The sequence below is a fragment of the Flavobacterium sp. 22659 genome, from assembly GCF_052044235.1.
GTDB lineage: Bacteria > Bacteroidota > Bacteroidia > Flavobacteriales > Flavobacteriaceae > Flavobacterium > Flavobacterium johnsoniae.
The window spans coordinates 1-12451 of the sequence record NZ_JBQEMU010000042.1 but is presented as its reverse complement, the minus strand read 5'-3'; the positions used below and the strand labels follow the sequence as shown (position 1 = coordinate 12451).

The window sequence follows — 12451 nt, the reverse complement described above, 5'->3', positions numbered from 1 at the left end:
AATTTAAATACTGCCCGGATTTAATCATAATATAGAACAGAATTTCCTGTACCTGAAACCATAGAAATGTTTTCTAATTACTTATAAAAGTTTTGGATTTGCTTTCGATAACTATATTGAGAGAATATAGATTCTATATTGTATGCTGTAAATCAGTTGCTTATGTTTGTGGTTTAATTGACTTTTTCATCATTGACATCATTAATAAACTTAATTACACCATTCATAAACACTTTTTGATCGTCCCACATTGCTAAATGACTTCCATTTGGACAGTATAAATAACGGCCTTTTTTGACTAATTTGCTTTGTTCCTCCATTGCTTTTGGATCCATCGTATCATATTTTGCTCCAATCATAAGGGTTGGAATGGTAATTTCATGAAGTCTGTTTTTAATGTCCCATTTGGCTAATCTTCCGCTGATACCAAATTCACTAGGACCTTGCATTAAGGTATAAATTTCTCCATTTACATGTTTACTGGCACGATTTAATCCGTCTGGCCATTCATTTAATCTGCATAAATGTTCTTTATAAAAATTTGGAAGCAATAATTCCATATAACGTGGATTTTCAAAATCTTTTTTAGCTTCCAAATCTCTAATTTCCTTTAAAATTTCTGGTTTCATTTGTTTTGCCAGAACTTCATCAGCGTATTTTCCATATTCTGGGGCACTTGCCATCATATTAGAAACTAATAATCCTTTCATGTTTTGCTGATATTTCAATGCATATTCCATTGCAAGAATACCTCCCCATGAATTTCCAAGAACATAAAAATTGTCTTTATCAGCATTAATTGCTTTGCGGACTTGTTCAACTTCATCTACAAATCGGTCAATAGTCCATAAGCTGCTATCTTTTGGCTGGTCGCTGTAGTAAGATCCTAATTGATCATATTCGTAAAACTCAAATCCTTCACGCTGAAAAAATGTTTCAAAACATTCCATGTATTCGTGAGTCATTGCTGGTCCTCCATGCAATAATAAAACTTTGATTTTTGGATTAGTACCAAATCGTTTTGTCCAGACTTTAAATTCTCCAACGGGTGTTTTTATTGGAATCATTTTTACTCCAGCAGTTTCTACTTTTTCTTTGTCATATGTAAAATAGTCTGATAAGATATTGGTATTGTTTTCATTTTTACATGATGTTAAAAGTAAAAGAGAGGAAAGGACAATAATACTACGCATGGTTTTAGTTTTTAATGATTTAGACTAATTTACAAATTATATTTTGCAGTAGACTTTTTGATTGTATTATTTTATGCCAGAGTTAAAAAATCATTATTTATAGTGATGTGAAAGAAATTGTGAGATTATAGTTTTGCGCTTTAAATAGTATTTGCAAATTATAATACCTCAGTATGATAAAATTTAAGATTTTAACTAAAAAAGCAAAGTTAGTTTTACTGTTTACAACTTTTTTTTCTTTTGGATCAATTTATGCTCAGGAAAAAGATATAAATAAGTCAGATTCTAATATTGTTAAACTTATTAATGAAAATGACTTTCATTCAGTTAGTAAAACTATAAAGGTTACTTCAAAAAAGAGTATTACCAAAACTGCAAAATCTACTGCTGATACCGAACCTCCTACATTGATTTGTCCACCCGATCAAAAATTGAATTGTGGAATGCCGGTTCCAAGTTATTTTGATTTGTTGACAGTAAATGATAATATTGATACTGAAATTGATGTAACGCAATATCCGGGAGAAGGTTCTTTTTTTTATGATGGAATGGAAATTAAATTTACTGCAGCAGATGATGCGGGAAACATAAGTCATTGCAGTATTATTGTTACCGCTGTTACTCCAGATGTCACTCCTCCAACATTTACATGCCCAAGCAGTATCAAATTGAATTGTGGAGACGTAATACCTAATTATGCTATCAGTTCAATGATGAACCTTAATGATGATTGCAGTATTAATTTAAAGTATAAAATGACTCCTGCAGCAGGAACTATTTTTTATGGTATTCCAACTCCTGTAGAAATTGAATATTCTGATAAGACAGGGAATAAATCATATTGCAATTTTATAATTACCGCTAATCCTGATGTTACAAAACCGATAATTAGCTGTCCGAGCAATAAGAAATTGGCTTTGGGCAGTGTTTTACCTAATTATCTTAGCGAAGTTACCGTAAGTGATAATTGTGATGCGAGTCCAGTTGTTACGCAAAGTCCTGTTGCCGATACTGCTTTTATACCAGGTATGACGGTTACAATGACAGCAGTTGATAATTCTGGAAATAGTGAAATTTGTGCTTTTACAGTAGAAGCAATTACTAGTTTAGATAGTGAACCTCCAGTTATTTCTTGTCCCGTAAATCAAGAGTTATTTGCGAATTCTACTTTGCCAAATTACGTTTCCTTTTTAGCCAATATTACAGAGAATGTTACAGATCCATTTGATTTGGTCTTTACTCAAACTCCCAGTCAGGGAACTTTATTTACTTCAGATACAAATGTAAAAATTACTGCAACTGATGCGGCAGGAAACAGCAGTTCGTGTACCTTTTTGGTAAAATTAAAAACCAGTATACAAGAAATTAATTGTAAAACGACAAGTTTTAATGTTTCAAATTTAAATGGCAGCAACGGGTTTACGGTTTTTGGAGATACAAAAGTCAGAGAATCTGGTTTCAGTGTGAATACAGCGGGAGATGTAAATAACGACGGTATAGATGATTTTATAATTGGAGCTCCGGGTAATTATAATCCTTGGTATGGAAAAGATAAAATTTACAAAATTATTCGTGGCGCAGCGTTTGTTGTTTTTGGAAAAACTACTGGCTTCCCGCCAAATATTGATTTAGGATTACTGGATGGAGCAAATGGTTTTTCTATTAGAAATGATATTCCTTCAAGCAATTTTCCTGAAACAGGATATGATGTAAGCAGTGCTGGAGATATCAATGGTGATGGTATAGACGATTTTATGATTAGTGATCCAACTAGACAATCTGCTTATGGTCCTGAAGTAGGACATGTGTATGTCATTTTTGGAAAGAACGGTGGATTTCCTGCTGATTTCAATTTATCGACTTTAAACGGTACAAATGGTTTTACTCTTATAGGTAATGATAATTATAGTAATGTAGGAAATGCAATAACACCCGTAGGAGATGTTAACGGTGATGGTTTTCAGGATATAGCTGTAATTAGTAGAGGATCTGGGGCAGGAAATGGAAAATGTATTATTATTTATGGGAAACACGGAAGCTTTCCAGCAATTATTAGGGTTAATGATATTGATGGTACAAACGGCTTTATCATTACAGGAGATGCGATAATTGGAAAAATTGGTAAAAATCTTTCTGCTTTGGGAGATGTTAACGGAGATAATATTCCAGATATAGGTCTAGGCTGTAATGATTCTTCACAAAGTAAGCTGTTTGTAGTTTTTGGACGTTCAGCTAATTTTCCAGCAGTATTTAATATTTCGCAAATAAATGGAACAAATGGATTTGTAGTTGAAAACTCTGAAACTCCATTATATTCTTATGCAGGAATGGCTAAGGCTGGAGATATTAATGGTGATGGTATTAATGACATTTTTGTAACGTCAAACTATATATTGTTTGGAAGAACTGCTTTTCCTAAAACTGTTGATTTAGAGGATTTAAACGGAAGCAATGGATTCAAAGTGACTAATTATTTTGGTAATAATTTTGGATATGCTGGAGATTTTAACGGAGACGGAATCGATGATTGTTTCTTTGATACTGGTATTTTATATGGTAAAAATACATGGAACTCAACTGTAAACTTAAATTCTATATCAAATAATGAGTTTTTAAAACTTAACATACCAAATATATATAGCCATAAAACTGCTATAAATTTCGCAGGTGATGTCAATAAAGACGGAATAAGTGATTTGATTATTGGAACCAGTCCTGATTCGTATGGAAGTAATTTAAAAGTAAATTGGAATCCTGGTACAGCATATGTGGTTTTTGGAAAAAAAATAGCAGATACAGAAAAACCAATCATAGCCGATTGTCCTGCAAATCAAGTTTTAAGTATAGGAGATTTAATTCCTGATTATACAAAATCAATTACCGTTACGGATAATTGTGATGATAAACCTTTAATCACACAAACTCCTGCTGTAGGTTCTGTATTTGATGGCACTACAGTAAATATTACACTCAAAGCTGTAGATGCGAGTGGTAATACATCAGAGTGTAAATTTACAGCAGCACTAATGACCAGTGTGAGTCCGGTGATTGTTTGTCCAGCAAATCAAGAACTATATGTAAATTCTTTACTGCCTAATTATGTCCATTTTTTAGAAGATATCAGCGATGATAATACTCCAAATTATGAATTAGTTTTTACTCAAACTCCGCCTGTTGGGACTTTATTTACGACTGATACGAATGTAACCATTACAGTTAAAGATAAATCAGCTAATGAAAGTTCATGCACATTTTTAGTAAAATTAAAAACAGAAACTTTTGATTTAGACTGCAATACATCCAGTATTGATGGAGAGATGCTAAACGGAAGTAACGGATTAATTTTATATGGTGAAAAAGCAGGAGAAAGAGCAGGTTATACAACAAGTGGAGCCGGCGATATAAACGGAGATGGAATACAGGACTTTCTTATTGGAGCAAAAAATTACGGATGTTATGTCGTATTTGGAACAGATGCCGGATTTCCTCCTAATATAAATTTAGGGCAGCTCAATGGAAGTAACGGATTCAAAATTTTTGATGATGTTTTGAGCGTACCTGCCGAATTAGCTTATGATGTGAGCAGTGCAGGCGATATTAATGGAGACGGTATTGACGACTTAATGCTTAGTGATCGTCAGAAATTAAATTCAGGGAAATATTTCGCAGGAACAGTATATCTTATTTATGGGAAAAAAACACCTTTTGCTGCACAATTGCCGCTTTCAAGCTTAGATGGAAATAATGGATTTAGAATTATAGGCAATACTTACGATGAATTTTTAGGAACAGCAATTAGTAATATTGGTGATTTTAATAATGATTCTTATAGTGATATTGCTATTTTATCTGCTAATAAAGGATTTGGAGGAGTTAAAAAAGCATACATAATTTTTGGCAGCAACACTAATTTTCCTGCCTCACTTAATATTGATGATCTAACTAGTTCTTCTTCATTTATAATTGAAGGAGATGTAGGCCAGACCATCGAAGCACCGGGTGATATAAATGGCGATGGTATAGTTGATCTCATTTTTTCGGGAGATTTTACAAAATATCGATATGTTGTTTTTGGGACTTCGGGTTTACCGGGTAAACTCAATACTTCCAGTTTAAATGGTGCAAATGGTTTCAGAATTGAAAATTCAGCTAATACATTAAGCACAGATCAATATTATCAGGTTAAGGCTTTAGGAGACGTTAATGGAGATTCCTTCAATGATATAGGAATTGATAATTATGTATTATTTGGAAAAAGTTCATTCCCTTCAACTTTTGACCTGAAAGACTTAAATGGAACAAATGGATTTAAAATTATTATTAATACACTAGAGTATTTACATGAATATAGTGGCTATGGTGATTTTAATGCAGATGGAATGAATGATATAGCCGTGGTGTATCAAAATCACGTTTATATTGTGTATGGAAGGAATGCTTGGAATCCTTCCATAAACCTAAATACTATAACTGCAGCTGATGCCTTAAAAATTAAATTGCCCTATAGAACGAAATATAGTGTGAGCTACTTTAATGATGTTAATAAAGATGGTATAGATGATATTTTAATAGGAAGCAGCGATACAAAATATACTTTTGAACCTAACCATGATCCTGGAATTTCGTATTTAATTTTTGGAAGCAAATATACAGATGTTACAGCTCCTGTAATTGCAGATTGTCCAAGCAATCAGGTCTTAAATTCAGGAGATTTACTGCCAGATTATATCAATAGTATTACAATTACAGATAACTGCGACTCAGCTCCTAAAATTACACAGACACCAGCTGCAGGTTCAGTTTACGATGGAACCAATACAGAAGTTGTACTATTGGCTGTTGATGCGTCTGGAAATACCTCTGAATGTAAATTTGAGATTAGTACCACAGCAGATACAAATCCGCCAGTTATTGAGTGTATTTCAGATCAAACAGTATCTTGTGGAACTAAAATAATCCCAGATTACTTAAATCTTGTAACTGTTACTGATACAGAAGATGTCAATCCTGTACTAACACAAAATCCAATTGCTGGAAGTGCTTTTACAGACGGAATGATGATTACCATTACCGCAAAAGATGTTTCAAATAATAGTTCAATTTGTAGTTTTAAAGTAAACGCTTCCGCAGATGTGACTGCGCCGGTAATCACTTGTATCGGAGATCAAACTTTATCATGCGGTAGTACAATTCCAGATTATACGCCTTTAGTTACAGCAAATGATAACTGCGATTCTTATCCTGTAATTACTCAAAATCCGCCTGCGGGAAGTGTTTTAACAAACGGAATGACTATTACAATAATGGCTAAAGACGCCTCTGATAATCAATCAAACTGCAGTTTTAAAGTTAATATATCTGCAGATGTAACAGCGCCGTCGATTAATTGTATTGCAGACCAGAATTTAAACATTGGAGATATTCTTCCAGATTATCGAACCATGATTACTGCAGCCGATAATTGCGATTCGAATTTAATCATAACACAAGTCCCATCTTCGGGAGCTAATGTTATGGACGGAATGAACGTAACAATGAACGTTTCAGATAACAGCGGTAATAATACGTCATGTACATTCAAAATTAATCTTGTAAAAGATACGCAGGCTCCAGTTTTTACCTGTATCGCAGACCAAATGTTTGATTGCAGTGTAAGTCATGTTCCGGATTATACCAAAATGATTTTTGTAACCGATAATACAGATCCAAACCCTGTAATTATTCAGTCTCCTTTACCTGGAACAAAGTTTTCAGACGGAATGACTATTACGATCAAGGTTACAGATAAAAGTAATAATATTTCAGAATGTTCTTTCCATCTCTTTGCATATCCTGTTTTGGTAGATGCAGGAGAAGATATTGAAATTAATGAAGGTCAGTTTGTTAAACTGCAGGCTATTGCTTTAGAAAATGGTTCTTTTTCATGGTCACCTGCAGCAGGATTAAACAATACTAAAGTTGGAAATCCAATTGCGACACCTTTGGAAACCACAACGTATACTGTAGTTTTTACCAATAAAGAAGGTTGTCAGGCCGAAGATTCAGTAACCATAACCGTTATTCCATTAGAAAAAGACGAAACAAAATATGGTTTTTCACCAAATGGTGACGGAATTAACGATTTCTGGGAAATTGACAAAATAACAGATTATCCAGAGAATGAAGTCCTGATTTACAGCCGTTGGGGCGATTTGGTTTACCAAACCAAAGGTTACGACAACTCCACAAATGTTTTTAGCGGAATTGCCAATAAAAGCCGAAATCTTGGAGCCAGTCAACTGCCAGAAGGAACTTATTTCTTCGAAATCCGTGTCAATCAGCCCCATCATTTTAAAAAACTCAAGGGATATCTTGTTTTAAAACGTTAATTCATGAAAACTAAAATCAATATAATCTTAAGCTTATTCATAATCATCATTTTTTTAGAAAGAGCTTATGGACAGCAGACACCAGTTTTTTCAAGTTATAATTACAATGCCGTTTTACTAAATCCTGCCCATGCCGGATATTACCATGATATTGATATTGCGATGACTACAAATGGTTATTTTAATTCAGTAGAAGGAAGTCCAAAGAATTTTGATCTTTCAGTAAATAAATTAACATGGGGAGAAAAAATAGGTTTGGCTGCAGGAATTTCACATGACCAGATAGGAGTAACCAATACAACCAGTTTTTTTACCTCTTATTCCTATAAAATCTATTACGATTCAGATTATAAATATGGAAAATGGTGGGCATACGATCCCAGTATAATTTCTTTTGGAGTTACAGCAGGAGCAATGCTTTACAACGAAAACCTGACTCGGTTGGGAATCGAAAATGATCCTGAATTTCAGGAAAACATAAACAGTTTGACACCCACTTTTGGAGCTGGGTTTTTGTATAACCGAGATCAGATTTATTTCGGATTATCGTCTCCAAATCTCTTAAGTTCTGCTTTTAATTCAAGTAATAACACCCATTTAAAAAACGTGTATTACAGTTATTTTGGTTATAAATTTTTTACCAATCGTTTTGAAGAAGTACTGGTCAATCCAAGCGTATTATTTAAATATGTCGAAGGAGCACCGTTTCAGGCCGATCTGAATCTTTTAATCAATTATAAAAATAAAGTAGAATTTGGCGGTGGTTACCGAACTTCAAAAACGCTGAATTTTCTAGCCGGATTTCACCTTTCAGACAATTTCAGGGTTATCTGTACTTACAATAAATCTATTGACAATGTAGTAATTCCCGACACTTTTGGATTAGTTTTAAACTACAGAGCGGGCAAAGGGTTTTAGTTAATCAACTAAACCATTTTCGACTGCATATTTTACAAGACCCGCCGTATTTTTAGCATTCAGTTTAGATAACAAATTACGGCGGTGCGTATTTACAGTATTTAAACTAATAAACGTTTTTTCGGCAATTTCAGCCGTATTGTATTCGTAGGCAATCAAAACCAGAATCTCTTTTTCACGGGAACTTAGTTCAGTTAAGTTAGAAACCTGCTTTTCAATTTTTGAACTATTAGAAAGATGTTTTTCTTCCAGTTCTTCAGCAAAATAATTCTCTCCCGAAGCAATCGTGTTAATTGCTTTCAGAAGTTCTTCTTTTGCAGCATTTTTCAGCAAATAACCGTTTACGCCAATTCTAATCAGCCTGGAAACAATCATCACATTGCTGTGTGTACTTACAATTAGTATTTTGACATTCGAATGTTGTTTTTTCAGAATTTTACTCAATTCAATTCCATCCATTTCGGGCATGCTGATATCCAGAATAATAAAATCAACAACTCCCTTTTTAATAATTTCCAGCGCTTCAATTCCGTTTACCGCTTTGTCAATAACAGTAATATTGGGTTCCTGCTCCAAAAGAGAAATAATCCCCTGTAGGAACATCGTATGATCGTCGGCAATAAGTAGGTTAATTTGGTTCATTCAACAAATATATTAGTTGCTTTTTAATTCATCAAGCTGATTTTTCAAATCAATGCCTTTTATTTTCGCTTTAGGTTTCGGCTCTGCAATCGGAATTTCGATATTAAAAATAGAGCCTCGTTTTAGTTTAGAATCAATTACAAACGAGCCATTTAATTTCTTAATTCGGTTTTCCAGATTAATAAATCCAATTCCTTTCGAATGATTTTTTGTTTCAAAACCAATTCCATTATCCTCAAACAAAACATTCAATATATTTTCAATATAATTCAGCTGAATTTCTACTTCCGAAGCCTTGGCATGTTTAATCGTATTCGTTAAAAGTTCCTGAATAATTTTAAAAATCTCAATCTGAATATTTTCATCCAGATCATTAATTTCTTTCTTCGGATACGGAATATAAGAAATCTTGATTTTGCTGGCTTCGCTGATATTTTTTAAATACGACTCTAGAACTTCTAAAAATTTATTCTGGCTGAATTTCTTCGGAAGAAGTGTATGCGATAAATTCCGAACCTGCTGATACGTCTCATCCAATTGAAGGCTTATTTTCTGAATATTAGAAAAATCGGAAGCATTCAAATGATTGACTTGTAATTTTATAGCAGCTAAATTGCCGCCAATACTGTCATGAAGTTCCTGCGCAATACGCTGTCTTTCCTTATCCTGTCCGCTAATCGATGCTTTTATCAACTCTAATTCCTGTTCTTTCAAAATACCATCTATTTTTTGAGAACTGATTTCCGCCTGTTTAATGTTCAGTAAATGCTGTACTTTAAAACGTTTGTAATACTGAAACAAAAGACCAATTATCGGAATCATTAAAATCAGAAAAGCAATAATAGTAAACCATCTTATTTTTTTCTGCTGATTGATTTCCAAAGCTTTAAATTGCTGGTCTTTCTTTAAAAGCGCTATTTCATTTCGTTTTTTGTTTGATGAATTCTGATACGCCAGAATTGTATTTTCATTATTCTTTTTCGAAATTTCTTCTCGCAGAATCATGTTTTTAATAGCCTCTTCCTGATTGGCAAGCGTCAGTTTTTTAGTTTCATTTTCAAACTTCAAAGCTTCTATTTCTTTTTGTTTCTGCGCCGTTTTGTATTTGACTTCCAGTTCGTTAATCTCTTTTATTTTCTGAAGATTATTGATAGAATCTTTTATGAGAGCTGACTTTTCGAAAAACGAATAAGCACTTTTATAATCGTCCTGAAGAATGGCTATTTTTCTCAACTCATCATAAATAGAACTCTGATTTTGAAGCAGACCAAAATGAACCGATTTCTGAAGTGCCTCAGAAAATATCAATTTCGCTTCGTTATATTTTTTCAGCGAAATATAAGTATCGCCAATACTGCTTCGGGAAACAATCGACAATTGATTCAGTTCACTTTTATCAGCAATAGCAAGCGCTTCCTGAAACATTTTTAAAGCTTCCTGGTGCTTTTTTTGTAATTGATAATTTTCGCCAAGTCCCAATAAAACAATAACACGTCCCTGGTTATTATTGGTTTTTTCAGAGAGTACTTTTCCTTTTTTATAAAAAATACTGGCATTGTCATAGTCTTTCAGTTTCGAATAAATATCGCCAATATTGATGTAACTGCCCAAAATAATTTCATTATCATCTTTATATTCAAGACATTGTTTAAACAATTTCAAAGCATTGCTGTAATCGCCCAATTCGCTGTAAGTCTGCGCTAAACCATGTGTGTGCGTATAAAAAAGATTTATTTCGTTGTATTTTTGAGAAGCTTCAATACCTTTTAAATGCCATTTTTTGCTCTCATTCAGCAAACCTCTTTTTTTATAATTGATGGCCAAAAGATTATAGCCAAGTGAAAAAAGCCTGTTTTTTAAAGAATCGTTTACAACAGTGTTGAATTTTAAAGCCTGATTGGTATAATATATAGAAGAATCAATAATGGCTCTTTTATTAAAATAATAAGCCAGAAGCAGATTAGTTCGGGCGAGAGCTCTGTTGTCGGCAGTACCAGATTTTAAAATTGAATGCGCTTTTTTATAAGCCTTTTTTTCGTCTCCTTTATTGTATAAATCATAAAGCGCCAGTGTGTTTTTATCCTCTTTAATTTTTACAGGATTTCTGGAAATAAAAGTCTTCTTTTTAATTTCAATCTGCGCGTGCAGACTGAACGATAAAAAGATGAAGATCAATAAATAAAGTCTTCCTGACCAGATTGCCATGTGTTTTTGGTTTAAACTCTAATTTTGGTTTCGAGTAAGTTTTTAAAGTATTGTAAACTTGGGGTTTATGATCTCGGTCTTTGTCGAACCGGAAAGGTAAAAATACTATAAAAGCATCAAACAGCCATTTCTTAAAATAAATTTTTTAGGTAAAGTTGTGATATAATTTTAGTATGAAATTGTAATTTAAACTATTTGTAAATCAATTTGTTATGAAATTAAAAAAGACTAAAAAATTCTTAAATTAATTTGAAAGCATTTTTTGAAGTGGTAAATTAGTAACACTACATTTAAACGAAATGAATTATGAAAACGAAAATATTTTTAGCCATAGCATTGTTAATCGCAGCAATCTCGGCCAGCGCACAAAAGAAAATTGAAGTAACAGAACTGCCAAAACCGGCACAGGAATTTTTAAAGAAACATTTTAGCCATACTTCGATAGAAAAAGCTCAAAAAGATCCTGAACACGGTGAAAAAGGGTATGAAGTCAAACTTAAAGACGGAACAGAAGTTGAATTTTGGAAAGACGGTTCATACCGAGAAGTCGACGGTGGTGACAAACCAATTCCTACTGATTTTATTCCGGATAATATAAAAGCTTATGTAGCCAAAAATCATCCCAACGAAAAAATAACGCACATCGACTATGGACACAAAGATCTTGATGTCGATTTGACCAATAAAATCGATCTGGAATTTACCAAAGACGGTAAAATTCTAAAAGACAAAAAGAATAATGTCAAAAAATAATAATTTATAAAAATTAAGCATCCTAATTTTTTTGATTTGAAGATCAGCTTCGGAGAAGCGAAATATATATAGAAATAATATTTGTTATCTATAATAAAGCTCCAGCGGAGCGAAATGTTTTTCAGCAATCCTGCTATATTTCGCTCCGCTGGAGCTCTTTTGTATCCGTGTTATTGAATTTCTATAAATATTCAGCCCCGCTGGGGCTTACTGAAGCAACACTTTGTAGTGATGTCCTAATTAATTTGAAGATCCACTTCGGAGAAGCGAAATATGTATAGAAAAAATATTTGTTATCTATAGCAAAGCTCCAGCGGAGCGAAATATTTTTTAGCAATCCTGCTATATTTCGCTCCGCTGGAGCTCTTTTGT

Annotated in this window: 7 protein-coding genes; 3 read left to right on the top strand and 4 right to left on the bottom strand. The window is 33.2% G+C overall.

Annotated elements, in window-relative coordinates:
- Window positions 1-173: 173 nt before the first annotated feature.
- A complete protein-coding gene (locus ACTJIW_RS24075; protein WP_073411852.1) occupies window positions 174-1193 on the bottom strand; it encodes a proline-specific peptidase family protein in 1020 nt (339 codons plus the stop codon).
- A 173-nt stretch (window positions 1194-1366) separates the two neighbouring features.
- Here ACTJIW_RS24075 and ACTJIW_RS24070 point away from each other — a divergent pair, with 173 nt between their 5' ends.
- Complete coding sequence (locus ACTJIW_RS24070; protein WP_440716856.1) at window positions 1367-7561, top strand: HYR domain-containing protein; 6195 nt, start codon at window positions 1367-1369, stop codon at window positions 7559-7561.
- 3 nt (window positions 7562-7564) lie between these two features.
- On the top strand, window positions 7565-8479 hold the full coding sequence (locus ACTJIW_RS24065; RefSeq protein ID WP_440716855.1) for a PorP/SprF family type IX secretion system membrane protein: 915 nt from the start codon (window positions 7565-7567) through the stop codon (window positions 8477-8479).
- Here the strand turns inward: ACTJIW_RS24065 and ACTJIW_RS24060 are convergent, their stop codons facing one another.
- The gene (locus tag ACTJIW_RS24060; protein WP_440716854.1) at window positions 8480-9121 is read right to left on the bottom strand and encodes a response regulator; all 642 of its coding nucleotides are present in this window, start codon (window positions 9119-9121) and stop codon (window positions 8480-8482) included. It abuts the gene before it with no gap.
- A gap of 12 nt (window positions 9122-9133) precedes the next feature.
- On the bottom strand, window positions 9134-11326 hold the full coding sequence (locus tag ACTJIW_RS24055; RefSeq protein ID WP_440716853.1) for a tetratricopeptide repeat protein: 2193 nt from the start codon (window positions 11324-11326) through the stop codon (window positions 9134-9136).
- A 306-nt stretch (window positions 11327-11632) separates the two neighbouring features.
- Here ACTJIW_RS24055 and ACTJIW_RS24050 point away from each other — a divergent pair, with 306 nt between their 5' ends.
- Window positions 11633-12079 carry a PepSY-like domain-containing protein gene (locus ACTJIW_RS24050; RefSeq protein WP_121362048.1) on the top strand — a complete coding sequence of 149 codons (447 nt, stop codon included), beginning with the start codon at window positions 11633-11635 and terminating at the stop codon, window positions 12077-12079.
- Window positions 12080-12260: 181 nt separating this feature from the next.
- Here the strand turns inward: ACTJIW_RS24050 and ACTJIW_RS24045 are convergent.
- A partial coding sequence (locus tag ACTJIW_RS24045; protein WP_440718494.1) for a hypothetical protein occupies window positions 12261-12451 on the bottom strand: 191 nt, incomplete at its 5' end.